The organism is Ignavibacteriales bacterium (assembly GCA_026390595.1).
Classification (GTDB): Bacteria; Bacteroidota; Ignavibacteria; order UBA10030; family UBA10030; genus UBA9647.
In genome coordinates this window covers 90,742-117,377 of sequence record JAPLFQ010000022.1, presented here as the reverse complement: position 1 = coordinate 117,377, position 26,636 = coordinate 90,742, and the positions used below count along the sequence as shown (strand labels likewise).

Sequence of the window (26,636 nt, the reverse complement as noted above, 5' to 3'; positions counted from 1 at the left end):
AATGAAACTCCTCACGCACCCAAGGCATCGGAAACTCCTGGTGCTTCTGTTCTCGCTGCTGTTTGTGGCGATCTGCTCGCAGACTCTCGCGCAGCAGAAAAAGCAAATTGAAACCGATGAAGGATGCACGAGCATCATGGTGAGCCGGCTTGCTTCCACGGACGGGTCCGTCATGGTAGGACACACATGCGACGGCAACTACCGGACGTGGCTCAACATCGTGCCACACAAGAAACACGACAAGGGCGCGATGAAGAAGATCTACTGGGGCAACCTGCACACTGAATTTGTGACCGATATGCGCGGTAAGATCCTCAAGGGCGAGGTGCCCGACGTCGAAGAGACGTACTCATACGTGAATGTCGCGTATCCGTCCCTCAACGAGAAGCAATTGGGGTTCGGTGAAACTACCATCAACGGCCGCGATGAGCTGCGGAATGATGAAGGGTGGTTCCTGATCGAAGAGTTGCAGGCGATCGCTCTCGAACGCTGCACGACGGCCCGCGATGCCATCAAGCTGATGGGAAGCCTGGCCACGAAATACGGTTACGGAGATTGGGGAGAGTGTCTGACCGTTGCTGACACGAAGGAAGTCTGGCAGTTTGAAATCTTCGGCGGCGGTCCGGCAGAGAAAGGGGCGGTATGGGCTGCGGTCAGGATTCCCGATGGTCACATCGGAGTTTCCGCGAACATCCCGCGCATCAGTGACATCAACATCAACGACCCGGACAACTGCCTCGCCTCCGAAAACGTATTCTCCCTCGCAAAAGAGATGAAATGGTGGGACGGCAAAGAAACGTTCAAGTTCTGGAAGGCGTACAGCGGCAGGAAGCCGTTTTCAACCCGTGAGCTGTATGTTTTCAAGAGCTTTGCCCCATCGTTGAATATTTCGATGGAATCGGAAGAGCTTCCGTTCAGCATCAAGCCGGAGAAGAAGGTATCATTGCAGGATGTTTTGAAGATGTATGACGAGACGTACGAGGGGACTGAGAACGACATGCTCAAGAATTTCATGGTCCCGCGCTTTCAGCGCTCGCGGGAGGAATTCGTAAAGGACAGCATCGCAGGAAAGGCGCCCGAGATGGTCAAGAGTCCTGTGGGAAACCCCTGGATGAGTCGGGAACTGATGACGCTCCTGAACACCTTAAAGCCTGGTGCGGTGACTCCGACCCGGACGATTGCAATCGCGCGATGCTCCTATTCACAGGTTGTTCAGCTTCGCGGGTGGCTGCCAAATGAAATCGGCGGTGTGGCGTGGTTCTCATTTGATAATCCGGCTCAAAGTCCCCGGTTCCCGATCTTCGCGGGTGCCCTTGAGCTTCCAAAAAGCTTCGAGGTATGCGGCCAGCAGAGATATCGCGAAGATGCAGCGACGTGGTGGTTCCGTCGCGCGAACCGGCTGGCGACAATCATGTGGGGGAGGACACGACCCATCATGGAAAAAGCCGCAGCAGAGATTGAGCAGAAAGGTCTGTCGGATTTGCCGATGCTGGAACAACGCGTTCAGGAGATGCTGAAAAGCGATGGTTCGGAAGCGGGACACCAGAAGGTGCGGGAATTTCTGACTACGTACACCAACACGACCGCCCGGGCCGCTATGGTCCGCTGGTGGGAGCTGGGGGACCAGTTCTGGGGCATGTTCTCGGGGGGGTTCTAGGCGCCTCCTATCCACGCCCCAACTTCTACATTCGTAGTTCGTTAATCAACATTTGCTATGTAACCAAAGCCCACCTCGTAACGCGGGGTGGGCTTTGTGTTTAATTGTGAACTGTGAATGGTGAATTGACAATTGTCAATTAGTTATTGACGATTGACCATTATTTCGCCCAGAGGACCAATCCCAACTTCAGTGGATTCTCCAGGTCCTGATGCCGCGGCAGCACCCGAACGGTATGACCCAAACGTCCGCTCATGATGAGCTTATTGATGGCTACGAATTCGAATACGGTCCCCTTCGGCTTATCCGACGGCTTCATCAGCGCCACTTTCGGATTCTCGATTTCTCCCTGTGCGTTCAGGACACCATAGAAAAGCTCGACGGAGACGTCTTCGTGCTTGAGTTGTCCGACGTCGACATGAGCACGCACGGTAACAGACTCACCAACCTTGAGAGTCTTGTGGTTATCAACGAGCACGTCAAGGATTTTCAATCCGTGCCAATGCTCCCGCAGGCGTTCCTTCCAAACAGAGATCTCTTTGGCTCTGGCAAAGTTGTTCGATTTGAGTTCGTTCTCGCGATCGAGGGCTGGCAGGTACATTTTTTCCGTGTATTCCCTCACCATGCGATTCGTGTTGAATTCGGGTCCGATCGCCCTCATTGCCCCTTTCATTTTCGTGATCCATTGACGCGGCAAGTCGTCAGCGCCGCGTGAATAGAACAGGGGCACAATCTCCTTTTCCAGAAGATCGTAGAGCGCGTTCGATTCGATCTCATCCTGCATGTCTTCGTCAGCGTATTCCTCTCCCCGCCCGATCGCCCAGCCGGTGTGAACATTGTAGGCTTCATCCCACCAGCCGTCGAGAACGCTGAGATTGATGCCGCCATTGAAGGTCGCCTTCATGCCGCTCGTTCCGCTCGCTTCGAGAGGCCGGCGCGGTGTATTGAGCCAGATATCCACTCCCTGCAGCATGTACCGGGCGACAACCATGTCGTAGTCTTCGAGAAATACCATGCGCCGCCGCGCGCCTGGTCGGCGCTCAAAATGAACGATTTGGCGAATCAGATCTTTTCCTGGATTATCGTGGGGATGTGCTTTTCCTGCGAAAATAATCTGAACCGGACGGTCTTTGTCCGTAAGAATCTTGATGAGCCGCTCAGCGTCTTTGAGGATGAGCGTAGATCGTTTGTACGTCGCGAACCGGCGGGCGAAACCGATCGTCAGGGCCTGAGAATTCAGGACCTCTTCCGATTGGGCAACATCGGACGGCGGCGCGCCGCGCGCCTCAAGCTGGGCACGTAAACGCGCCCTAGCGAATGCAACAAGGCGTTCGCGCCTGCGCTCGTGCGTGCGCCACAATTCCTCATCCGGTATGTGGTGCACTCTGCTCCAGAGACCGTATTCGCCGGCATCCTCCCGCCACCGGGGACCAAGATAGCGGTCGTACAGTCCCGCTAATTCACGACTGATCCATGAAGGAGCATGAACACCGTTGGTAATCGAATGAATCGGGATCTCGTTCACCGGCAATCCAGGCCACACGTTTTGCCACATCTTGCGGGAGACGGTTCCGTGCAGCTTTGCAACTCCGTTGCTGCTCCCTGCCATCTTGAGCGCCAGCACCGTCATGCAGAACGCTTCCTGATCGTTGTTCGGGTCCTGCCTGCCAAGACCATGAAATTCCTTGGGGGCCAGTCCGAGGTCCCGATAATAGCGTCCGAGGTACTGCTCGATAAGCTCGGGCGTGAAGTAGTCATTGCCGGCAGGGACGGGTGTGTGTGTGGTGAACGCGAGCCCGGCAGTCGATGCTTCGCGTGCCTCTGCGAAAGAGAGTTTGTGAGTCTCCATTAGATCCCGGCATCGTTCGAGGCTGAGGAATGCAGAATGTCCTTCGTTCATGTGAAAAACGGCAGGGGAAAGTCCGAGCGCCTTCAGTGCCCGGTATCCTCCGATGCCCAGAAGAATCTCCTGTTTGATCCTCAGTTCACGATCCCCGCCATAGAGTTGATCCGTGATGTCCTGATCCTCTGTCCGGGAATTCATTGAGAAGTTCGTGTCCAGGAGGTACAGCGGAACGCGGCCTACCTGCACGCGCCATATCTGCGCGTAGACCGGCCGGTTGTCCAGATCGACGGAAATAATCAGCGGCTTGCCCTCTTTGTCACGCTCGAGGATAATTGGAAGCGTGAAGAAATCGTTCTCGGGATTTCGTTCCTGCTGCCAGCCATCCGCATTCAGGTACTGGCGGAAATATCCTTGTTGGTACAGCAAGCCAATACCGACAAGAGGCAATCCGAGATCGCTCGCGGACTTGAGGTGATCCCCCGAAAGGACTCCCAGCCCTCCTGAATAGTTCTGCAGGCACTCCGTAAGTCCGAACTCAGCCGAGAAGTAAGCGATCTGATTCGGAGGAATTTGAAAGTAGGCCTTGCGAAACCACGTGGAGCTCGTGTCGAGGTACTTTTTGTACCGTTCAAATCCGCGTTCAAGCTGGGCGAGCAATGCGTCGTCGCGTGAAGCCGAATTCAGCCGCTCCTGGCTGATCATGCCAAGCATCAACACCGGGTTGTGATTCGTTTTCTCCCACAGGTCGGGGTCAAGGCGAATGAGGAGTTCCATGAGATCGTGATCCCAAACCCAGAGGAGGTTATACGCGAGCTCGTGGAGTGATTCGAGTTCTTTCGGCAGGGAGGGAGCTACGGTGTACGTGTAGATCGGACGAGTCATTGGAATAGTTCCTCGAAGATGTTCACATGCGTTGGAAGGATGCCGGTGCGCGCATCGCAGGCTATACCATCAATATTGATGCCTGAGCAGTCTGGTCAGCAGTGAAACGATGTGGCAAGGTTAAGGAAGAAATCGGAGAAAAACCACACGCATAGAGGGGGGATTCGTCGATCGCGTTTCTGAGCCTAGGAATAATCAGAAATGACTGTGTTTACGTGCGCGTATGGAGCCATGAGGCTCCCTATGTGCACACACAGAGAACCCCAGAGCACGAAGATGATCCGCTAGTCCGGTGCTTTGGAACGTCAGGAACCCGGCCTATTTCTTCGCAGGTCCGTCAGTCGTGTCAGGCTCCGACAGCCGGTCGCGCTCCTTCTCAGCCCATCGTGCGACAAGATCAATTTCTTCTTTTGAAAGGGTTGAGTTCGGATGCATGATGCGATAGGGCTTAAGTGGCATCTGGTCAGTGGAGAGCTGCTCGGAAATATCGTCGAGCTTTCCTGACTGCCTGGTTCTCTTGTAGGTTCCCCAAACGGAGAAGTTCATGCTCGATCGGCCGTCTTTCACATCGCGTGCGACGAGCCACGACATGGGAGCGACATGGCTGTACCAAGGCCATGTGGTATTGTTCGTGTGGCAGTCGGTACATGAGCGATCGAGTACCGCTTTTATATCGGGAGGAACGTTCAGAGATGTGAAGATCGTCTTCGATTCATCGACGGGGGGATTGGACCGCTCTGGCTGGTAGACTTGAGCTGCCAGGAACAGAACGACAAGTCCGATGGCGATCCTCGTGAGCGTTTTGCGCATGGTCAAATCTCCGGGACGTGAGTTGATGAACGATTCAAAAAAGAAGAGCTGGTCTGATTCATCAGAAAACCCGCACTGCACCTACCGGCGATTCGATTTGTAGAATCCGATCAATCCATTCGTTGAGGAATCGTGGCTTGTGACCTGACCATCCCCGGTAAGCTCGGGCAGAATTGCCTTCGCGAGCTGCTTTCCCAGTTCAACACCCCATTGGTCAAAAGAGTTCACGTCCCAGATCACTCCCTGGACGAAAATCTTGTGCTCGTACATCGCGATGAGGGATCCGAGCGCTCGAGGCGTGAGTTTCTTGATCAGAATCGAGTTGGTCGGCCGATTGCCCGGAAAGACCTTGTGTGGAAGGAGTTTGGCGAGATCTTCCCCCTTCATCCCTGCGGATTCGAGCTCCTGGCGGGCCTCGCTCTTAGTTTTCCCGCGCATCAGGGCTTCGGTTTGGGCGAAGAAATTGGAGAGCAGAATGGCATGGTGCTCGCCGAGCGCGTTCTGCGATTGCACCGGGGCAATGAAGTCAACCGGTATCAGTTTCGTCCCCTGGTGGATGAGCTGGAAGAACGCATGCTGTCCGTTGGTCCCCGGTTCTCCCCAGATCACAGGACCTGTTGAATAGTCCACCCTGACTCCGTCGCGTCTGACCCCCTTGCCATTGCTCTCCATATCTCCCTGTTGGAGATACGCAGCGAACCTGTGGAGGTATTGATCGTACGCGATGATGGCGTGTGATTCTGCGCCGAAGAAATTGTTGTACCAAATTCCCAGCAAAGCAAGAATGGTGGGGATGTTCTTCTCGGGGGGAGCAGTGCGGAAATGGAGATCCATCTCGTGGGCGCCGGCGAGCAGATCTTCGAAATGGTCCATGCCGACATAGATAGCGATGGGAAGACCTATCGCTGACCACAGAGAATAGCGTCCGCCGACCCAATCCCAGAACTCAAACATGTTCTTTGTGTCGATGCCGAAGGCCGAGACCGCTTCGGCGTTCGTTGAGACAGCGACAAAGTGCTTCGCAACTGCCGAGGGGTCCTTCGCTTGATCGAGAAACCATTTCTTTGCCGACTGCGCGTTGACGAGAGTCTCCTGCGTCGTAAATGTCTTGGAGGCAATGATGAACAGCGTCGTCTCAGGGTTCAGTCTCTTCACTGTTTCGGCGATGTGCGTACCGTCGACATTGGAAACAAAATGCACCGAGATGCGCTGGTGGCCGTACGGCTTGAGGGCTTCGGTGACCATAACCGGTCCGAGGTCCGACCCGCCGATGCCGATATTGACGACGTCGGTGATCGGCTGCCCGGTGTATCCGGTCCACCGGCCGCTCCGGATTGTCTCCGTGAACTCACGCATATGAAGCAGAACCTTGTTCACAGACGGCATCACGTCGGTCCCGTCAACCAGGATCGGTGTGTTGGACCGGTTCCTGAGGGCGACGTGCAGAACGGCGCGCTTCTCCGTGGAGTTGATTTCCTCCCCCGCAAACATCTTCTCCGTCCACTCCTTCACCCCGGCTTCGCGGGCAAGCCCGAAGAGAAGCTCCATAGTCTTTTCGCTGATCCGGTTCTTCGAATAGTCGACGAGGAAGTCGTTCCATCTGATCGAAAACGCGTCGAATCGCCGGTGATCAGCGGCAAAAAGCTCACGCAGATGAATGGGCGCGATTTCTTTGTGATGAAGCTCGAGGGCTTTCCAGGAGGATGATGCGGTCAATGTTGACATTGCTGGTCCTTGCTGGCGAAGTGAATTCCGCCTTACTCGTAGAGGTCATTCGTGTCGGCGGCGGCGAGTTCCCTGAGGAAACCGCCGATCTTTTCTGTAGCCGCCTTCAGGTAACCGGCCCCTTTCTCTGCTGTTGCCCGCTTGGGGTTCCCAACACCGGTGTCGTCGGTCACTTTGGTCCACTGGCGCGGGGTCCAGACCCACCTCTCGCGCAGACCGTTCAGCCTGAACTTCCGCGCCTTTCCGTCGCCAGCCTGATCGAGAGGCAGGACGAGATTCGGGGCGATATTCAGCATGACACTCGTTTCCATTTCGCCCGCGTGATCGTCCGCTTCGTCAAAATATTTCTTCTGATCGACAATCTGCCACCAGTTGATTGTGCAAATGAACATCTCCAGGTTGCGCAGCTGGAGCTCGCGCACCATTTGCCTGAAATCGTTTCCGCCATGACTGTTCAGGATGACGAGCTTATGAATTCCCTGGCCTGAAAGCGAGTCAACAACGTCTCTCAGGATTGCAGCCTGAGTAGACGGATTCATGTTGATCGTGAGCTTGATATCCATCTGCCCCGTGTTGACGCCGTACGGTATGGTAGGAAGGACGATCACCTTTGCGCCTGCATCCCATGCGATCCTCGCCGATTCCGATGCGATGTAGTCGGACTCGATGATGTCCGTACCGTGGGGGAGATGATAATTATGAGCTTCAGTTGCCCCCCAGGGGAGAATCGCCAGCACGTACGGGGTTTCTTGTATTATTTTCCAGGGTGTTTCAGCGAGAATGTAGGATCGTCCGGGCATGGTTGTGTATTGTTGAATGTGGAGACGGCTCTTGAGATGGCTGCCTGCAATGTAGCCAAATGTCGTGCAAAACGAAATCGTCCGCGCGCCGCGATGGGATCACTTCTTTTTCGGCTCGAGAAATCGCTCCTGATACGTCGGGGCCTTGCCCGCCAGTGTCAGGAAGACATCCAGCGGCACAACTTCAAATTGCGGACTGAGCCTGTCGAGGATCCCTTTCACACGCTTCACGTTGCTGTATTCGCGTACGTGGATGAGAAGGAAGTAGGGACGCTTCGCGTTGATCTTCGCAAGTTCTTCCAAATCTGCTGCCGCCTCTGCCTCAGGCCGCTCGGGGGAGAGGTAGTAGTCGAAGGAAATAAACGGCTTGCCGTCCCTCACCGTGAACGTATAGGAAGGAGCATAGCCATTGATAAATCCGATCGCGTTCGGCATACCCTTATAGTACGCGTCGACAACATCTTTCGTGAGTTCGGTGTTCCCCTCCACCGTCGCTCCTTCGGAATAGTCCATGGTTTCGAACACCGAGAGATCAAGGACTGTCATGTCCTCGTTCGCTTTTGCAATCAATCCGGGAAGGAGTTTTGGCGGTACGGCTTTCGGATAGAGGTAACCCGGCCCGGAGAGGCATCCGATGAAATAGTCGTTCGGCGTCGCCACCGTATAAAAGTACTCCGCCATCGAAGGAGCCATCCAGACGTAATTCATCAGCACTTCCCACGCCATCGGTATTTCACCGCGGCCTGGTTCCAGCCATGCGCCAAGACCGATGCCGTCTGTCTGCACACAGGAGACATAAATCTTGTTCTCCGGTTTGTATGTTCTTCCGGCGACGAGTTTGTTGTTGTTGATGAACTTGAAACCCTGAGAGACAGGCACTTGGCTGGTGAAGCTCAGGTTGGGAAGCGTGTGCAGCCCCTCAACACGCAGTCCGAAATTCGATGTAAGCGTCACGAATTCCCTTTCGAGATCTTTCGCATACGAGTGCCAGCCCATGACCATCGACATGGGTTTCATCTCGCTGAGAATTCTGCGTGCGAGCTGGTATTCCGCCGTATCCGTGTGTCGGCATGAGAGGTCGTTGAAAAACGCCTGCTTGTTGACGCCGAAGTCGACGATGCCCGGCCTCATGATGCCCCCGTGCTCGCCTCCGAGCCACACGATGTAGTCCTTGCTGCAACGGCTTCCGTATTGCTCATACGCCCATGCGTAAATCTGAGCGTCCTTCTGCCCCGTGAACCTGCCGCGGAGATCGGCCGTCATTTTCAATCCAGCTTTTTCCACCATCGGAATCTGTTCTTCGCTGACGACCACAGATCGCTCCAGTCCCGCAACCGTGAAGGCGACGATGAGCGATGTCCTCACGGACTTGTCCCAGACGACGTAACCCTTGACATACTTCTTGAACGTCTGGAGCGCCGCCTGTTCATTCCGCAGCTCTGTGAATGTGAAGTTCCGCTTGTTCTTGAAGAAACTGAACACGTCCTCTGTATAGGTGAAATCCCAGCCGGGAGGATAGATGAAGTACAGGCGCGGGGCATCGGCATTTGCCAGCCCCTGGAGGCTGATGAGGAAGGCCTGCGTTGGGAGTTTCCCCTGGATTTCCCAGTTGTTCTCGAGCTTCATGAAGTACGATTCCTTCAATCCTGCTCTCTTGAGAACATATTTGACGGGGGGACCCGATGTGCGGGTTGATCGGGAGACGACGTACGTCAGCAGTTCTCCATCGCTCGAGAGTTCATAGGTGTGAACGGCGGAGATGGAACTCATGCCCTGGGATCCCCTGATCGAATACGATTCCTCGAGTTTCAGCACCTTGTTTGAATTCTCCCACGTGGCTTTGATGTGTCTCGTTCCGCCGACCGGCATTGAAAGACCCATGAAGACATTGGTAGGCCACACGCGGTTGTTGATCGGCACGGTGTTGAGTTTGCCGCCAACCTCGAGAGAGAGGGAGTCAAGAAACGACCGGCCGGTTCCCCACTTCTGCAGGATGACAAGGTGAGAAGCCTCCTGCCTGAGCTCAATCGAGAGGCTGGCATACAGGCCGATGTCGTCACTCATCTGCTGCACGAATGTCCACTTCCCGGTGAAGGCAGGGTTTCCCTGTCCGGCTCCCGGGATGGGGAGAAGCAGGGCGAGAAGGCACAAAGAGAATCGGAGCTTCATAGGATGCTTCCTTTCAATGCGCTAAGGTCTCAATGAGGGCTGGGAGAAAATCATGAGTGCATGAATGTCTGGATTTCCCGGCGGAATTCCGCATCTGAAGATATGAACGACCGGATGAGGTCGATGAGGATGTTCTGAAACCGCTGGCGTGTTTTTGCGAGAGAGTTCCAGGCGTCGCCCAACGGCATCGAGAGTTCGTTGGCGACGGCTTCGAGAGTGACGCGCTGATCTCCAGACCTGTCCTGGAGATCGAGCTTCATGAACAGCTCGGCATCCCGGCTCTTCCCTTCTGAGGCCAGCTTGTTATGCAGCTCTTCGACTGCCAGCGTGAGGAGGTTTCGCACCCATTCGTTGTTATAGTATTCGATTGCGGATTGATTCGGGGCTGTCTGATCCGCCAGAAACTCCTCCTCAGCGCCTACGATGTCAATGGTTGTCGGGGGGGCGATGACTTTTCTCGCAGCCGGAGTCGGCATGAACACATCAAGTCTTCCCCTGATGAATTCCCGCAACGACGTCTTACTGCCGTCGAACTTGGCGAAAAATATCCCCTCGTCAAGGAGCTTGAGAAAATTCAGCGTGATCGTCCATGCCTCCGTATGCGACAGTCGGTACTGGGCGCGGACATACTTGTATAACGGTTTCCAATGGGCAACGACAATGTGCTCGATGGCCTTCGCTCTCTCGGCGGGGTCACCGCGTTGAGCCGTCTGCACTATGGAGGGATTGCTGGTAGCTGGATTTCCGGCGGGCATATCGTTAGGAATTTTGGGAACTGAGAGTCGAAACCTGAAACAATGGAACACACCGTTGGCTGCATGGTAGATCTGACAGGTCTTTGAGACCTGTCAGATCTCACCAGCCTCCCTCGTCATCATCTCCAACTAGTCGTTTGAGAACCGTTTCATCGCGATAAGACCGATGAGCTTCGATATAGGACTGCTTCGATCCGAACCAGCTGAGCACCTCACGTCTTTTTAGGGTGGTGCTTTCATCTGAGATCAGCAATCTGTATGAAGAGTGAGGGTATTCCTCAAAGTTCTTATCAACTCCATGTCGCTGAGGATTCAGATGGATATAGAGAAGTAGTTGTATCAGGTACGCCTCAGTGGCAACCTCAATCCTGCGAAACGGTCCTTCAAACAAGCCTCCTGTCCGAAAGCATGCCTTGTTGATGGCCTTTGTGTAGCAGTTGAAGAAGTCAGAGAATGGCTTGGAGAGGTTCACGGGAACTTGCAGCGGAGCAATACTCTGCGAAGAGTCGCAAGTGTCTTTGAAACGAACGAGGAAGTGGAAATGATTCCGCAACAAGCAATATGCAAAGGTGTCAGCAATTCCACCTATGTACTCCTTGTAGCGATCCAAGAAGTAAGCATAGTTTCGCTCCTCGAAGAAGATGTATCCTTTGTTGTTGCCCCGGTTATAGATATGATAGAACTTACCCGACTCGAGTTTGACGATCTTCTGCAATGGTATCTCCGTCCTTGTAAAATCTGACAGGTCTGTGAGACCTGTCAGATCGACTCTACAGCATCTCCTTCAACTTGTCATAACCCGATCTGCTAACCTGGAGTTGCGTCCCGTCTTTCAGAATAGCCATCCGACTGTCTTTTGCGTAGAGCTCGAGACGCACCAGGCGATCGATGTTGAGGATGTACGACCGGTGGACGCGTACGAAACGCGCCGGATCGAGCAGCGCCTGAAGATCGGACAACCGCTGCTTCTTGAGATGGGTCTTGCCTTCTGACTTGATCGCGATGTAATCATCCTGAGCTTCAACATAGTCGATCTTCTCTGCGGGGATGACGAAGACGCGCGAGCCGTCGCGGATGAGAACCCGCTCAACAGTCTCTCCCTTTGGTCGTGCCGAGCTGATGATCTCCTGCTGGGGAGGAAACTGGCGCAGGTCGAGCTTTTCCTTGGCGCGTTCCAGCGCCTCATCAAATCGCTCCCTGCTGAAAGGTTTGAGCAAATAGTCGACGGCGTGAACCTCGAACGCCCTGACCGCATACTGCTCGTAGGCCGTGATGAAGATGACGACGATATCGGACTCGACGAGCTCAAGGACTTCGAACCCGTTCAGCTTCGGCATCTGAACGTCAAGAAAGAGAAGATCAGGTTTCAGCTCCGTGACCGCCTTGACGGCTTCAAATCCGTTCGAACACTCAGCCACAATCTCAATTTCTACGTGCTCGGCGAGGTACTCGCGAATGATACTGCGTGCCAGTTCCTCGTCATCAACGATTATAGCTCGTGTCGTGTCCATAGGTCTAGTAGTAAAGATAGCAAAAGAGATCGATTTCCGGCATCTCTTTCAGTCAATTCCGATTGCACATCTGGGAATTCTGCCTGCGGAAAGAAGGAGGATGGCTATAGCTGGACAGTAGATGGTGCAGTGACCGGAGCAGTTCGGCGGAACCCGGGGCTCGTCTGAGCCGGCAGCCACAGGTCCGAATGAAACATACCATCACTCTCGGACGTTTGCAGCTGCGCATCGTCTTTGTAAATTGCCCGGAGCCTCTTGCTGACATTCTCCAACCCGAGCCCCCCCTTGCTTTTCCTCGGGCGATCGGGATCTATCGGGTTTTCGATTCTCACGTGGAGAACGCTTCCCCGCCATTCAGCCTCAAGCGTGATCGTACCACCGTCGAGCATATGTGCGATTCCATGATGAACGGCATTTTCGATCAACGGTTGGAGGATCAGCGGCGGGACAACACAATCCCTGCAAACCTCTTCGATTTTCTGGACGATCTGGAGCCTGGAACCGTAGCGGATCTGTTCGATTTCGAGGAAGCTGAGGGACATCGACACTTCTTCCTCCAACCGAATGGACTCCTGAGCGCCGAGCCGCAGACTTTTCCGGAGAAAATCAGCGAGGCGGAGCGTCATCGCCCGAACAGCTGCAGGGTTTTGTGTCGCAAGAGCGCTGATGGAATTCAGGCTGTTGAAAAGGAAGTGCGGATTGATCTGTGCACGGAGCGCTTTGAGCTCTGCTTCCTGGGCGAAGATCCTCGACTGAAGCTCTCGTTGCTCCGAATCCTTCGAGGCCTCAAACGTAACGATGAGATAGTGAATAGCCACGGTCAGACTGTACATGATGAATCCAACGCCGATGAAGAGGGGAGCTTTGGCGAGCACATGAGGTCGCAGCGTCGGCAGAGAAAAAGCGTTCTGGAGGAACACGACCCAGGCGGCCGCGACCGCCACCCAGATCAGAATTGTCAGGATCCCGGCCAGCGCCTGCACGAGCAGCACGCGTGCAAACGGCGTTTTCTGCAGCGGGTACACTCTGCATACATACCATGATGACAGGCAGATAGCGCCGTACACCATGGTGAGTGGGATCGCGACGCCGAGCGCTTCAGTCCATGTGAAATCGTCGTGAGGCAACGCAAGCACCGCTGCCAGCATGATGCCGAACACCAGCCAGCCGAGCAGGTAGATGCTGATACGTTCCTGATGTGCGAGGATGGGGTGCATGGATCAGTTCTTGATCTCCACGCCGCCCATCACAGAATACCCTTTCACAATCAAGCGTTTGTTTGTGTCTGCCTGAGAAGGATGAGTCTTGTCCTCGAAACCGCCCAGCAGGGGAACCCCCTGCATGACGACGATCCAATTTTCGGGCACCCAGATTTCAATGCCGCCCATGATCGCGATCACGTGTAATTCCGCCTCACCTTCCTGAATGGAGGCTCTCCGCAAGTCGAGTTCACATCCCCCCATGATCGCCGTTGCTTCGCCGCCGCGAAAATCCTGCGAATCGTTCGAACGCTTGAACCCGCCCATCAGCGCAAACGCGTTGATCGTTGAGCTGCTGTCACCGACAGTGCTCATTCCGGGGAACCCATGGCGGCTCCGTGTCGGTCTCCAGATCAGGCTGGCGCCAAGTGCGACGAGGATCAACGGCCAGAGATCCCAGATGTTGAAGTAGAGAATGTCGAGCCGATCGAGGAACCAGAATGACCCCACGATGATCCAGAAAACACCCCATGCCTTCTGCGCAACGGTCTGGCTTTGCGCAACCCGCGAAGCACCATAGAAGGCAATCAGGATCGGCCAGTATCGCAGAATGTTGTGGGCGTACAGAATTCCAAGGTTCTCCAGGGTGTACAGGACACCCAGAAGGATGATGAAAACGCCGAGCATGAGTTGAAAGCTCATCTTGAAATTGTTTGTTGCCATGGTCTTATCCCTTTGATATGCGCCACTCGGCATGCGGTGTCACCGCTTTCCAGATGGCATTGATGCCGAAGCCGATCAGGAGAAGTGGCCAGGAGTTGTGAAAGGTCAATCCGAACATATGAAGAACCGAGACTAAAAGCCAGAGTCCGAAAAACATCCAGCCGAAGCCCTTCCGCCGTTCTGACGAATTCTCGCCCTGGAAGATTCTGACGAGTCCTAGAGCGACGATGATGAGGGGCCAAAAATGCGAGACTGGCTCGCCGATATAGATGACATGAAAATTATCGAGAAGAAAAGCAACGCCGACAGCAAGCAGAAGAATTCCTGCGATAAGTGATCCCCGGTACTGAGGGGATGAAGTGTAATCCATCGAAGTCTCCTTGATCTGTGTGTTCATTTCAAAGATACTTCAGCTGGAGCGGATAGTTTCGGCCTATTCGGTCAACGGAGGTTCTGCATCGGCGAACGGTGGAGAATACGGAGGGCTAGTGTGTGGAATTGATGTATTTTTGGTAGTCTTCCAGTGTGTCAATGTCGATATTCGCAGCGTCGAAGAGAATTGTCGCTACCCGGCTTGGATTCTTGTCGATAACCCGTTTTGCCCCACGGTCACCAGTAAGATCCATCAATTCCGGGAAGAGAGATCGTTTGAAGCAGGCCGGGACTCCGGAGGTCTGCTCGTATCCTGTGGCCGCGATGGGTCTCGAATCTGTGCAACCGGTGATAAGCCGGATGAGCAGCTCGGTGGTCACGAACGGCTGATCACAGAGCATGAGAAGACCGGCGTCAGAAGCTGGCGGCAGCGATTCAATTCCTTCTCTGATTGATGAGGAGATCCCTTCCTGCCAGGTGGAATTTACTACGATGTGAACGGGGAGGTCGTCGAGCTCGTGTCTCATCCGGTCGGATTCAAAGCCAACGACTGCAACGATCTCTGCGGGATGCGTCGCAAGCGCCGTCTCGGCGGCGTGGCGCAGGAGGCTCATTCCATGATACTGCAAAAGTTGCTTGGGCAATCCCAGGCGCGAAGAATTCCCCGCCGCGAGTATGATGATAGCAGTAGAGGAAGGATTCATTGGCTACAGGCAAATCAAAACATGAACGATCGTCATCCTGGGCGCCCGCCCGACTGAACGACGCAGTCGTTCGGGCGGGCAGTTCCGACGTCTTCTGTCGGGACGGAGTCGCAGGATGGCCAGCGTCGTTCCGCTGCATTGGGAATTCTCCTCCGACTCGGACATAAATCTATTCCTGCGTTTGCATTCCCATCTGCGCCCATTCCTCCCTGGAAGGACCGTAGACACCCGGCACCTTCAGGCCCGCCTGGCGCATGAGGACTGTCATTTGGGCGCGATGGTGTGTCTGGTGCAGAAGCAGCGAGGTGAGAGCCCCGCCGCGTTTCCACATCTCGCCGTACATCGGTATCTCGTCGTTGAGAGAAGCATCAGTCCAGGAGCGCCGCACGGCCTCCAAAACGGATTTAGAGCTGATGTCGTACGTCGACGCGATCTCGGCAGCAACCGTCGGCATTTCGGAATCTTCGGCGGGAGCGGTGACCTGTAAGCCCATCTTCGATCCCATCTCGCTCAGCGTGAGCACCAGGTGCCACGCAAGGAATCCCAGTGAGCGTCCTTCAGGAGTGACTCTCTGTTTGAGCGAATCATCCGTGAGAGTGCGAAGGATTTTCAAGGTTGCGCCGCTCTCGTACTCCCAGTCGAGCACGAAATCATCTATGGTTCTGTGCATAACTCCTCCTTATCGGTGACGGACGAACGAGCACGAGTGGGAGCTACTGTTTGATCTTGTCGAGGATTTTCTCCATCTCATCCATCACCCGGTTCATCTTCTTCATCGTCAATTCCAACGGCGCCGGTGTTGTCATGTCGACACCTGCCTTTTTTAAAAGGTCAATAGCGTAGTCCGATCCTCCTGCCGAGAGAAATTCAAGATACCGCTTGGTCGCAGCTTTGTCGCCGCCAAGGACCTGCTCTGAAAGCGCAGCAGACGCCGTGAAGGCCGTCGCATACTGATACACATAGAAGTTGTAGTAGAAGTGAGGTATGAAGGACCATTCTGATTTGATCTCATCATCGACGATGCAGACCCCCTTGTCGTGGCCGTAGTACTTCTTCGTTATCTGCATGTACAGGTCGTTGAGCGCGTCGCCGGTGATCGATTCGCCTTTCTCTGACATTTCGTGCATCCGGAGCTCGAACTCCGCGAACTGTGTTTGACGGAACACGGTCCCCTTGATCCCTTCCAGGTAGTTTCCAAGGAGCGACAGGCGCGCCTTGTCGTCGGTAATCGACTTCAGCATATAATCGATCAACAGCGCCTCGTTGAATGTGGAGGCGACCTCTGCAACAAAAATCGGATAATCGGCTGTGGGGTACGGCTGCGTCTTGTTTGAAAGGTAACTCTGCATCGTGTGACCCAGTTCGTGGGTTAACGTGCTCATGTCGTCGTACTTGTTGTTGTAGTTCAGCAGCATGTAGGGATGCACGTCGTACACCGATCCGTTTGAATATGCCCCTGACCGCTTGCCTTCCGTCGGATAGAAGTCGATCCACCGGCCCTTGAACGCTTGTTCGATGACAGACACGTACTCCTTGCCGAGCGGAGCAAGTGATGCCACGACGTTCTTCTCCGACTCTTCGATCGAGTATTTGAGGTCCACGCTGCTCAGCAGCGGTGCATAGAGGTCGTAGTAGTGCAATTCCTTGAGTCCGAGGATCCGCTTTCTGAGATTCAGATAGCGGTGAAATGTCGTCAGGTTGTTGTTGACGCCGTCCACAAGGCTGTGGTAGACTTTGACGGGGATATTGTTGGCGTCGAGCGCGCTCTCGAGGCTGGAGCCGTAGTTGCGTGCGCGGGCATAGAACATGTTCTTTTTCACCTCGGCATTTGTCTGAGTCCCGAATGTTCTGCGGAATTCATACAGCCTGCCAAAAAAGGCCGCGAACACCTTTTTCCTGTCCTCCTGATTGGGAACCGTGCGGTACAGCGAGAAGGCAGACTTGGAGAGTTTGACGGTTTCGCCGCTGCTCAGCTTCAGTTCCGGGTATGGAAAATCAGCGTCGGAGAAAACGCCATAGATGCTCGATGCGGCGTCGGACATGAGGCTGGCATCGGCAATGATCTTCTCCTCGCCGGCAGTGCCGGTGTGGGTTTTTCTGCGGAGGATATCATCCAGATAATGTCTGTAGACCGCCAGCTTTTTCTCCTGCTGAATGAATCCGTCGACGGTCTTCTTGTCGAGCCCAAGAATCTCAGGCTCGATATACGCCGCCTTTGCCGCGAAGTCCGACGAAACCTGTCTCACTTCCTGCTGCATCGCGAGGTACTTCGAGTCCCTGGTGTCCTGATCTGAGTTCATGCTCGCGTAACTGCCCAGCCGCGTCAGTTCTTTGGCGATGTGACTGACCTGTTCGAGGCACCCGAGAAGCTGCGACGGCGACTTACTCAACGTTCCTTTGAACTTCTCGATGGAAGGAACCTCTCCTGCTAAGAGCTGCTTTGCCTGCTTCCAGGCATCATCGCTGGGGTATACATGAGTGAGATCCCATTTATACTTGTCGGGGATCTTGGATCGGTCGCGCTCTTGTGAATACGACATATCGGGAACTGAGAGCGAGAGGGTCAGAAACGACACGGCAATGGCTGTGAACGGATGCATTGGATCACCTTTCTGAGGCGCGCATTGAGGGCTGAAATGTGAGTGAAATGATTTCATCGATAGTCTTGGCAAAGAACATACTGGAATGGTGACGGCCGATCAGGAACTCCCTGAATGTACGCGTTGCTGAAAGAAACGGCAAGGAGGATGTGGGGAGAAGAAATCGGGTCATCGGGTGATCTGCTCATCAGGAATTAGCTCGATAGTGTCAATTCCTGTTTTCTTTGGCTGTGCGTTGAGAAGCGGCGAATATTGCGAGGAGTTCATTGGCTTCGGAGAGCAAGGCTTCGACTCTTCTTTTTTCCACTACATCGGCTTCAATGAGTAGTTCCAGCCAAAAAACCGTTTCGTCAGCCTCTTCGATGGTTCAATGATGCGATGAACAGATCACTACAATGTCAGATCTTCGGATGGTCAGATGACCCGATGGTAAGATCTCCTGGTGTCCTCTATGCATGGATCGGCCCGCCATGCTCACGCAGAAAACCGCCTCGCCTGCCGTTCACAAATGCCAGAATCTCGGAGAGAATTGACAGAGCGATTTCCTCCGGTGATTCTGCCCCTATGTTGAGACCGACCGGTCCGTGTAGACGGTCGAGCTGTTTCCCCGTGGGGGTGAAACCCGACTCGCGAACTTTTTCAAGCAATTGCTCTGTTCTCTTCGACGGGCCGAGAATTCCGATATAAGGGGCCGGGGAAGGGAGAAGTGTCCGGAGAAGCTGGAGGTCGTGGGAGAAGTTGTGGGTCATGATCACAAGGACAGTATTTCCTTTGATTCTGACTTTCTCCGAGATTTCCTCCGGGCGGGAAAGTATGAGAGAGTCCGCATCTGGAAATCGTTCTTGTGTGATAGACGTGGGACGATGATCGATTACTGTGACGGTCCAGCCCAGTTCTTTGGCCATTCGTGCAAGCGGTACAGAGTCGGCCCCTGCGCCGATGATAACCAGCGGAAGGGGAGGGCGGATGACCTCGATGAGGGCCTCGACGGTGCCTTCCATGAACCGATATTCTTTGACAGCTGAATTTTTCGTTCGCAAAACTGTGAGGCAATCTTCCGTGATCGCTGCTGTCAGAGCGGGGTTCTTGATGTCTTCTGAGACGGAACCGTCTTCAAGAAGGAAGAGATGCGATCCGATCGTTGCCCTGAATTCACCTTCTACGCGGAATACGCTGGCGAGCACTCCAACTCTACCCGAATTCAGGCAGTCTGCGATTGATTTGAGATGGAATGATCGCATGCTCAGCGGGAGGGGCTCCAGCAATATCTGGATGACGCCGTTGCAGCCGAGGTTAAGTCCCCAGACATCGTTTTCAGGACCCGTGAGGTCATAGAGAACAGTGATCGCATCGTGGGAGTTCATGACTTTCTTTGCCCGCTCCGCGACGTCAGCCTCGAGGCAGCCGCTGCTGATTGCACCAATCGTTGTCCCGTCCTGACGAATGAGCATCCGTGCGCCGGGACGCCGGTAGGTTGATCCTCTCACGTCGACAATCGTGGCGAGCATCGCTTTCTCTTCGGCGAGTTTGGCGGCTTCGTACCCGCGCAGGATATCCCGGAGTTCTTTCATAGTCTCTTGCTCAGTATCTGTCGAGATCGTGTCCAACAACCACCCGTCCGGTGAATCCACCGTTCCGGATTCCCGCAAGGAGTTCTTCGTCGCTGGCTCCCATGCGGATAATGTGCGTGAGAACGAGCAGCTTTGGCTGAATGCGCATGGCCAGAGCCCCGAGCTCAATGTCGGAAGTGTGAAACTGCTGCATGTACTTCGGCCAGTCCTCTCCACCGGGCCTGGACTCGGGCTTGAGATGCGCCGATGAGTACACTTCATGAACAAGGACGTCAGCGCCTTCGGAGAAACCGACAAGGTCTTCGTTGTACCGCGTGTCTCCCGACATCACAACATGTCTGTCAGGCGTATCAATCCTATACGCATACGAGACCTGCCAGTTCCCGTGGGGGACCTTCATCGCGGTCACTCGCACTCCGACAGAATCATAGACCACGCCTGTATCGATTTCGTGGACAGACACCGCATAACCTTGTGGAGTCTGGTGCTCCAGGCCTTCGATGCGGATGGCGATATCTTCGGAGTATGCGGCGATGAGGTGGTCTGTCATTTTTTGCAGTCCCGGGGGGCCGTAAGCCTGGAGAGATTTCTTCCGACCCATGACCCACGATGTGAAAATCAAATCGGGATACCCGAGAGTATGATCACTGTGGAGGTGCGTGATGAACAACGCTGTGACGCCGTTGATGGGGAGCCCCGAAGCGCTAAGCTGTCTTTCAACTCCCGGCCCCGCATCAAAGAGAAAGACCTTATCACCGAGTACGACGGCAGCCGACGGGCCGGAAGCCCCTGGGTTCGGCCGGGGCATTCCAGTGCCGAGCATGACAACAATGGTTGTGTCCTGAGCTGCTCGCAGTGATTGCTGAGCCTCCAGGCCGGATATCGCGCCGCAGACAAACCCGGTCAGCAGCAGAACTGCGCCTGTAGCTTGCCGTAAGAATGCAGTGATCATAGTGTCAATAGAAAGAGAATTGCAGGTGTCCCCGCCTGGCTTGACCACACAGAGCGGTTTTGGAATATAGCGAAATCCAGTCAAAAACTTCCACCTCCTTCGTCGAGGAGCACCCGACGGAATTCGGGAAGCTTCACTGCGAGCCACAGGACGACATGCCGGGAGGAAGATGAACTCAGCCGACTTGTTTTCGGCGAGTTGAAACCAGAGCGTGCTTTTCCATCTTCCGGAGTGTTCTCATCATTCTACGGGCACGAGACATCACTGCAGGGATCGGCGATTGGAGCTGGAGTTCGATAGTGGCTTTGAGTTCGCGTTGGAGGGTGGGCATGCGCTCAGCAGCATTGACCAGGACAGTCATAGAGTATACCTTGACTGCGATCGGCGTGTCATAGGAATTGACATAGTCGAAGCAGAGGGAGACTACGGTTCCGAGGAGAGCTTTGGGAATGTCGACACACTGAAGTATCCTGACAACGTTTCGCTTCACGGCAACGTGAACACCGGGCTCCTGCATTTTCTTCAGCATTGCGGGAAGCCAGGGAACGATGAGCCCGGGGTTTTGTTCGTAGCATTCGCCAACGATCCATGCCGATCGCTGTGTGACGCGATAGTCACCGTGAAGAAACAACTCCATGAGATGCTCAAACCTTAGGCGGTCCGATCCGATCCAGCGGGCGATTCTGACTGTGTTGAGCTTCGAATGCTCTCTGAGTACTTCCGATTCCAGGTCCATTGAGGTATTCTCCGCTTGGCGAACACAAATAGCAAAATGTGTCCGACGAAATCAAGGGCTTTTCGGGTCCCACAAACCACTTGCCATCGGCAGGATTTTTGTGCTTAATAACAACATGCCACGACCACTACAAAGCGAGAGCCCGCCTTCAGGACAAGACCAGCCGGCGGTCCTGAAGAGACGCGAAGAATTCCTGCTTGGCATCGCCCTGCTCCTTGCAGCATTTGCAGCTGCAGTAAGGCTGTACTCAGCCGACAAATACTCTTTCATCCTGTACGGGGATGCTGCATCGCATCTCGTCAAAGCGCGCCAGCTCATTGATTCCTGGCAACCGGGGATAGAGAACTTCGGAACGGTCTGGCTCCCGATTCCTCATGTTGTGCTGCTCCCGTTCAGTGTGATCGACTCGCTCTTCTCGTCAGGTGCCGCAGGGCCCGTTGTCGGAATTCCCCTCCTGATCGGGACGTCGTTGTTGCTGTTCGCAATGGTCCGGCGGCTCACGGGCTCCCGCCCGATTGCATTGCTGAGCGCTTCTATTTTTGGACTCAATCCCAACGTCGTGTATCTCGCCCTCACTCCGATGAGCGAGCTCACCTTCTTCTTCTTCATCACGCTTGGCGGGTACGCGATCCAGCGATGGCTATATGGACGGGATGATCGCTGGCTGCTCCTCTGTTCCTCCGCTGTCATGCTCGCGACCCTCACCCGGTACGAAGCATGGGTCCTTGCTCCAAGTGTTGCTCTGGTTGCAACGACGGAAGCCGTGCTCTCCTGGAAGCGGAAGGAGCATAGCAGAATTCACGCCATGCTCTGGGTCGCAGTGCTGAGCCTCAGCGGAATCGTGATTTGGCTGTTCTGGAACAAGTTGGTGTACGGCGATTTTCTCCAATTCGCTCCATGGAAATACCGCCCGCCTCCTTCGGCAGCGAATAACCCGATGTGGTACCGGCAGGAGGCCGTTTCACTGACGCTCGTCAGAGCCCTCCTGAACATATTTGGTCCGGTTGTGCTCCTCGCCTGCCTGGGCGGCATCGGGGTTTTGCGCAGGGTGATCCGGGAACCAAAACAGTATCTTCTCTTTGTGTTTCTGGTCCTTCCTTCCCTCTTCATTTTTGGCGGTATTCTGACCGACAATGTTCTCATCGACCAATGGTGGTGGAACTGGCGGTTTGTGATTGTCTTCGGGTTATTCGCTTCTGTCGCGGTCGGGATCGCTCTGTCAGAGCTCTTCAAGAACGTGCGTTCACGTATTGTGCGCGGAGTCGTAGTCGCTGCACTTCTAGCCATGCCCATCATTCAATTGACAGTGCCGTCGGTCAGCGTGGCAACCTATGAGGATGCTGCAAAGATCTTCAGCGGACTGACGAAATACGCGACTGCCTTTGGCGAGAAGCTCGGAGCAACGTACAAAGGAGGGTCGATTATTCTGTTCACGGGAACGGGTCTTGGTGAAAGAATCATGATTTCAAGCGGCATCCCGTTGAAAAACTTCCACCTTGTCAAATTTCCCGGGGGTCAGGATATTCAGGCAGCAGTCCGGTCAGGCGACCGGTATGTCGTTCTGGGGAAGGTCAGGCTGCCCGATTCGCGGGAGACGGTTAACTATTGGATAGATCGGAAGGAGCTGTTTCTGCGATACTATGATGTGGTGTTCGAGGATGAAAACTACGTTCTTCTTCTGCGGAAGTGAGGCTGAGGTCGGAACTGATCCACGCTCATTGTGAGGGGGAGAGATGATCACCTCAACCAACTTCAACAGTCCGTATCCCTTGCTCGGCGTTCGATAGTCACTCCACTGACGTAACACCGTTTGAATAACGAATATCGAGTAATCGATCTCCGAATCTCAAAGTGTGTTGAACTGTTCAGTTGAGGTTGATCCTGATCGTGAGGGGATATATTCCGGAGATGTGGACCGGCGAATCCTTGCTGTCGTGAAGGTCCACCACCCACGTGGCCACGACGTAGCCGATGACGGCCCCCAAAACGCAATCGGATGCCCAGTGATAGTCCTGGTAAACCCGTGACAACGCAGTGAGAGCTGCCGGAACAAACACAAGCACTTTCAGCGCCCTGGACTCCACGTTTCTCGAGAGCACCGTCGAAAGGGCAAACGCAAGTGTGCAGTGTCCCGAGGGGAGTGAGTGGAATCCGTCGTCCATGATTGTGAAAGGCAGATACTTCGTTGCACCCTCATCGGTGTAGGGTCTCGCCCGGCCAAGCGCGAGTTTCAGGATGGTAGTGATTCCTCCTGAGTAAAGAGCCGCCTGCGCGATCTCAAATCCAACCTTCTTCGTCGCGTTGTTGTTTGTGAGCACTCCGTGCAAACCGAACGCGCCCGCGAACACGGCTGTGGAGTATGTTTCCCCCCAGAACTTTCCGAACCTGATCGGTGCACTGTTGTAGTAGCTTCTGTCCTTCATCACGGCATCCCGGATAGGTTGATCGAGCTGCATAACCAGGAATGTCCCCGCCCCTGTCAGTCCGAGCTTCAGCCAATCATTGCCATCCCAACGTGCTGGTTGTTTGATAAAATCGGCTGTCTCGTCCCCAAACTGCTTGAAGCTGAGCGAATTCTGCGCACGAAGACATGGAAAGCACAACATCGGAAGCAGCACGAAAGCAAGTATACTTCGACGCATGAGGTCTGCCTTATTGATTACGAGTTATCCGCGTGTTACCAGTGAAACCATGACGAAAGCCCGTTTCTCTCTTCGATTCCTTCCGAAAGCTGCTCCAAGCCCTTCGCGTGAAGCCGGCGTATTGTGGAGGCTCATCGTACCTATGAGCGCCTGCACACGACGATGAAATCTTTCGACTCGCTCGTCAATGCGTGCCCTTCATAGTCACCGTCGATACGGTCGAGTTTCAACTTCGATCGGGCGACGAGGTGTTCAAGTTCATGCCGGAAAAAGAACCGCATCAGCAGCTGCCACGATGAAGTCCTCTGCCCGCCCCCTTCATCCCAGGTCAGGGTCATCGTCACGTTGTTGACCTGGTTGATGAGGTCTGCTTTAGCCGATACGACTCGTTTCAGTCTCTTTCCGGGCGCATATTCACCGTCGAAATCCGTCTCCGCGTTGATTCCGTTCTGAAGGATCTTCAGGTCGGGGACATAGAGATCGAAAATGAATCTCCCTCCCGGATTCAGGTGATCATAGATGCTGTTCAGCGCGTTCAGTTGGTCTTCGACGCTGATGAGGTGTGAGAAGACACGAAACGGCGCCACGACGAGGTCGAATGTCCTGTCCAGATTCAATGACCGTGTATCCTGAACAAAGACACGCCGGTGATGTGTTGGATCCAGTTTCTTCTTCAGCTCATCAAGCATCGTCTCGCTGACGTCGATGCCGTAGATGTCTGCTCCCCGGCCCAGAGCGTCCAGAAAGAACCGGCCCGTTCCAACACCGACCTCAAGGATCGGCCCCCTCACCGCAAGGATCTCATTGAGAAAGTAGTCGCGATCGACTGTACGAAGATGAGCGTAGATGACGTCGTAGAAGCGTGCTATGAATTCGGGATATGGATCTTGACCTTTCATTGTGCCGTTTCCTCAATCCCAGGCTCATCGGGAGTTCGCTCCCGATGATATAACGCTGAATGGTCGTGAGCAGAGCTCACGACCAGCAATGGTTGTTTGGTGTAACCCGATACTGTGAAGCGCAAGAAAGATTGTGAGCGGAGCTCACGATCAGCAGGCGATGTCACTTCCACTTGATCGTGCAGCCGATCGAGTATGTCTCAGTTTCTTTCACTTCTTCCCCTGCGAGGATCGCATCGGCAGCGTCGCGAACGTAGTTTACTCTCGAGGCCGAATGCACCTTGTTGTCGTCCATCTTCCCATGATAGCGCAGCGTCCGCGTGCCATCCAACACGAAAAACTCCGGCGTGTGCGTGGCGCCGTAGGCCCGCGCTGTGGACTGATCGTCGTCACGGAGGTAGAGAAAATTGAACCCGAGCTTTCGTGCGCGCTTCACCATCTCCTCGTAGTTGTCCTCCGGGTAGTTGTTCGTTTCGTTGGAGTTGATTGCGAGGAGTTGAAATCCTTTCGGGCCGTATTCGTTCTGGAACGCGATCATCCTGTCTTCGTATGTCTGAACGGTTGGACAGTGATTGCACGCAAAGACGACAACAAGCCCCTTCCTGTCTCCGAAATCTTTCATGGAGTACTTCTTCCCGTCTGCACCCACGAGGTTGTCGAAGCCCGGCGCAGTTGATCCGATATTCAATTTGTCGGTAGCCATAAGTGGTCCTGTAGAAGAATGGATTGATTGAGTGTGCCTATCGACGCATCTCCCCGTCGACCGGTCTGTCTTGGATTCCCAGCTGCTCTTCGATCTGGCGCTCAAAAAAGCGGACTTCGTCGGGAGAGTTCAGTCCGCGAAGCAGCCTGATCTTCCTGTTCTGGTTTGAAATTGCGCTGAGTTGATACGTTATGCGCGTGCCATTGTTCGAGCGTGTCAACTGTTCTTCGGAGTAGAGCTGAAGAAGGTCCGACGCCTGCACGGTTTGGCTGCCGGGCCAGGGAAATGGCGTGTGACGAATCGAGAGCCTTCCCATTCCGACCGTGACGATGGTCTTGTTGTAGAATCCGGCAAGCGCGTAATAGGTAAGGCCTGCACCGACGCTCACATGGATCAGCGGAAACGCAAACATGATCCAAGGAGCGTCCTGGGAAAAGGCGATGCTGTACCAGAACACGAGGAACCCGTCCCAGAAGAGCGCGAAGACCGCGAGCGCGATGAACTTCCATGAGAACCAGTTGTACGTACATACGAGTCCATTCGGGCCATGCTCAACGACGACGCTTTCTGGAATGGGGGCTTTGAGAGGTTCTTGGTTGGCTGTCATGCTCTCTCCCTGTGGTTGGCAGAAAGATACGGTTTTTCCGGGAATGAGGGAAGACGTTGGTCGATGCGCCGCTCCGATCAACAGCCCTGTCGAGCGACTGATCACGTGTCGTTCAGGTCCGTCGGCTTGATCGACAGCCTGCCGTCCCCTTTGCCATTCTGACAATCGGTGATTACCTTCTTGTTCACGCGCTGAGGAGTCCGCCCTATTCTCCGGTGGATGCGTCTGACCTTGCGAAGCTTACTGGCAGCTGATCGCTGTGGTCGACCGGATCCATTCTCAGAACTAACGAACAACCAAGGAGGGTTTTCCAATGTCTATGGTCAAGGAATTCAAAGAATTTGCGATGAGGGGAAATGTGCTGGACCTCGCCATCGGTATCATCATCGGGGCGGCTTTTGGCAAAGTGGTCAGTTCGATGGTCAACGATGTGCTGATGCCCCCCATTGGCGTCCTTATTGGCGGCGTCGATTTCAGCTCGTTCGGCCTCACTCTGAAAGAGGCGGTCGACAAGAACCCGGCGGCTGTCCTGAAGTATGGTGTGTTCCTGAACCATATCATCGACTTTACGATCGTCGCGTTCGCTGTTTTTCTGGTCGTCAAGGCCGTGAACCGGATGCAGCAGAAGCCCGCTCCGGCTGTCGCTCCAACGACGAAAAAATGTCCTCAATGCCTGATGGATATCCCCCTGGAAGCGAAACGATGCGGCCACTGCACAACGAAACTGTAGCCACGAACCTGTCGAGTTTCACGGAACAAGAACTGGAAGGAAA

Annotated in this window: 24 protein-coding genes; 3 read left to right on the top strand and 21 right to left on the bottom strand. The window is 54.4% G+C overall.

Annotated features, from left to right (window positions below; translation table 11 throughout):
* The first annotated feature begins 1 nt into the window (after position 1).
* On the top strand, positions 2–1,657 hold the full coding sequence (locus NTU47_11880) for a C69 family dipeptidase (protein MCX6134504.1): 1,656 nt from the start codon (positions 2–4) through the stop codon (positions 1,655–1,657).
* A 160-nt stretch (positions 1,658–1,817) separates the two neighbouring features.
* On the opposite strand, the gene glgP is transcribed toward NTU47_11880, so the two are convergent.
* The 17 genes from glgP to NTU47_11795 all read right to left on the bottom strand — a co-directional run bounded on the left by glgP (position 1,818) and on the right by NTU47_11795 (position 21,012).
* A complete protein-coding gene (glgP, locus tag NTU47_11875) occupies positions 1,818–4,385 on the bottom strand; it encodes an alpha-glucan family phosphorylase (protein MCX6134503.1) in 2,568 nt (855 codons plus the stop codon).
* A 318-nt stretch (positions 4,386–4,703) separates the two neighbouring features.
* On the bottom strand, positions 4,704–5,195 hold the full coding sequence (locus NTU47_11870) for a heme-binding domain-containing protein (protein MCX6134502.1): 492 nt from the start codon (positions 5,193–5,195) through the stop codon (positions 4,704–4,706).
* A gap of 81 nt (positions 5,196–5,276) precedes the next feature.
* Positions 5,277–6,920 (bottom strand): glucose-6-phosphate isomerase, encoded by a 1,644-nt coding sequence (gene pgi, locus NTU47_11865; protein ID MCX6134501.1) that lies wholly within the window; start codon positions 6,918–6,920, stop codon positions 5,277–5,279.
* 32 nt (positions 6,921–6,952) lie between these two features.
* Positions 6,953–7,720: a creatininase family protein gene (locus NTU47_11860; GenBank protein ID MCX6134500.1), complete on the bottom strand. Its 768-nt coding sequence runs from the start codon at positions 7,718–7,720 to the stop codon at positions 6,953–6,955.
* A 99-nt stretch (positions 7,721–7,819) separates the two neighbouring features.
* Positions 7,820–9,889 carry a GxGYxYP family putative glycoside hydrolase gene (locus NTU47_11855; GenBank protein ID MCX6134499.1) on the bottom strand — a complete coding sequence of 690 codons (2,070 nt, stop codon included), beginning with the start codon at positions 9,887–9,889 and terminating at the stop codon, positions 7,820–7,822.
* Positions 9,890–9,939: 50 nt separating this feature from the next.
* Positions 9,940–10,644 carry a hypothetical protein gene (locus NTU47_11850; GenBank protein ID MCX6134498.1) on the bottom strand — a complete coding sequence of 235 codons (705 nt, stop codon included), beginning with the start codon at positions 10,642–10,644 and terminating at the stop codon, positions 9,940–9,942.
* Positions 10,645–10,744: 100 nt separating this feature from the next.
* Entirely contained in the window at positions 10,745–11,359 is a 615-nt protein-coding gene (locus NTU47_11845; protein ID MCX6134497.1) for a hypothetical protein, read from the bottom strand.
* Between the two features lie 55 nt (positions 11,360–11,414).
* The gene (locus tag NTU47_11840; GenBank protein MCX6134496.1) at positions 11,415–12,155 is read right to left on the bottom strand and encodes a LytTR family DNA-binding domain-containing protein; all 741 of its coding nucleotides are present in this window, start codon (positions 12,153–12,155) and stop codon (positions 11,415–11,417) included.
* Between the two features lie 104 nt (positions 12,156–12,259).
* Positions 12,260–13,372, bottom strand: a complete 1,113-nt coding sequence (locus tag NTU47_11835; protein MCX6134495.1) for a histidine kinase — start codon at positions 13,370–13,372, stop codon at positions 12,260–12,262.
* A gap of 3 nt (positions 13,373–13,375) precedes the next feature.
* The gene (locus NTU47_11830; protein ID MCX6134494.1) at positions 13,376–14,077 is read right to left on the bottom strand and encodes a DUF5668 domain-containing protein; all 702 of its coding nucleotides are present in this window, start codon (positions 14,075–14,077) and stop codon (positions 13,376–13,378) included.
* A gap of 4 nt (positions 14,078–14,081) precedes the next feature.
* Complete coding sequence (locus NTU47_11825; GenBank protein MCX6134493.1) at positions 14,082–14,474, bottom strand: DUF5668 domain-containing protein; 393 nt, start codon at positions 14,472–14,474, stop codon at positions 14,082–14,084.
* Between the two features lie 88 nt (positions 14,475–14,562).
* Positions 14,563–15,153 carry a nucleotidyltransferase family protein gene (locus NTU47_11820; GenBank protein ID MCX6134492.1) on the bottom strand — a complete coding sequence of 197 codons (591 nt, stop codon included), beginning with the start codon at positions 15,151–15,153 and terminating at the stop codon, positions 14,563–14,565.
* A gap of 169 nt (positions 15,154–15,322) precedes the next feature.
* Complete coding sequence (locus tag NTU47_11815) at positions 15,323–15,823, bottom strand: DinB family protein (GenBank protein MCX6134491.1); 501 nt, start codon at positions 15,821–15,823, stop codon at positions 15,323–15,325.
* Between the two features lie 43 nt (positions 15,824–15,866).
* A complete protein-coding gene (gene pepF / locus NTU47_11810) occupies positions 15,867–17,753 on the bottom strand; it encodes an oligoendopeptidase F (protein ID MCX6134490.1) in 1,887 nt (628 codons plus the stop codon).
* Between the two features lie 449 nt (positions 17,754–18,202).
* Positions 18,203–19,324, bottom strand: coding sequence for an XdhC family protein (locus tag NTU47_11805; GenBank protein MCX6134489.1), 1,122 nt, complete (start codon positions 19,322–19,324; stop codon positions 18,203–18,205).
* Between the two features lie 10 nt (positions 19,325–19,334).
* Positions 19,335–20,360 (bottom strand): MBL fold metallo-hydrolase, encoded by a 1,026-nt coding sequence (locus NTU47_11800; GenBank protein MCX6134488.1) that lies wholly within the window; start codon positions 20,358–20,360, stop codon positions 19,335–19,337.
* A 91-nt stretch (positions 20,361–20,451) separates the two neighbouring features.
* A complete protein-coding gene (locus NTU47_11795; GenBank protein ID MCX6134487.1) occupies positions 20,452–21,012 on the bottom strand; it encodes a hypothetical protein in 561 nt (186 codons plus the stop codon).
* 115 nt (positions 21,013–21,127) lie between these two features.
* On the opposite strand from NTU47_11795, the gene NTU47_11790 reads away from it, so the two are divergent.
* The gene (locus NTU47_11790; GenBank protein MCX6134486.1) at positions 21,128–22,702 is read left to right on the top strand and encodes a glycosyltransferase family 39 protein; all 1,575 of its coding nucleotides are present in this window, start codon (positions 21,128–21,130) and stop codon (positions 22,700–22,702) included.
* 175 nt (positions 22,703–22,877) lie between these two features.
* Here the strand turns inward: NTU47_11790 and NTU47_11785 are convergent, their stop codons facing one another.
* The 4 genes from NTU47_11785 to NTU47_11770 form a co-directional block, all read right to left on the bottom strand.
* On the bottom strand, positions 22,878–23,654 hold the full coding sequence (locus tag NTU47_11785; GenBank protein MCX6134485.1) for a phosphatase PAP2 family protein: 777 nt from the start codon (positions 23,652–23,654) through the stop codon (positions 22,878–22,880).
* 140 nt (positions 23,655–23,794) lie between these two features.
* Positions 23,795–24,553, bottom strand: a complete 759-nt coding sequence (locus NTU47_11780; protein ID MCX6134484.1) for a class I SAM-dependent methyltransferase — start codon at positions 24,551–24,553, stop codon at positions 23,795–23,797.
* Positions 24,554–24,716: 163 nt separating this feature from the next.
* Entirely contained in the window at positions 24,717–25,256 is a 540-nt protein-coding gene (locus NTU47_11775) for a thioredoxin family protein (GenBank protein MCX6134483.1), read from the bottom strand.
* 37 nt (positions 25,257–25,293) lie between these two features.
* Positions 25,294–25,863 carry a hypothetical protein gene (locus NTU47_11770; GenBank protein MCX6134482.1) on the bottom strand — a complete coding sequence of 190 codons (570 nt, stop codon included), beginning with the start codon at positions 25,861–25,863 and terminating at the stop codon, positions 25,294–25,296.
* 313 nt (positions 25,864–26,176) lie between these two features.
* On the opposite strand from NTU47_11770, the gene mscL reads away from it, so the two are divergent.
* The gene (gene mscL, locus NTU47_11765) at positions 26,177–26,593 is read left to right on the top strand and encodes a large-conductance mechanosensitive channel protein MscL (GenBank protein MCX6134481.1); all 417 of its coding nucleotides are present in this window, start codon (positions 26,177–26,179) and stop codon (positions 26,591–26,593) included.
* Positions 26,594–26,636: the final 43 nt, after the last annotated feature.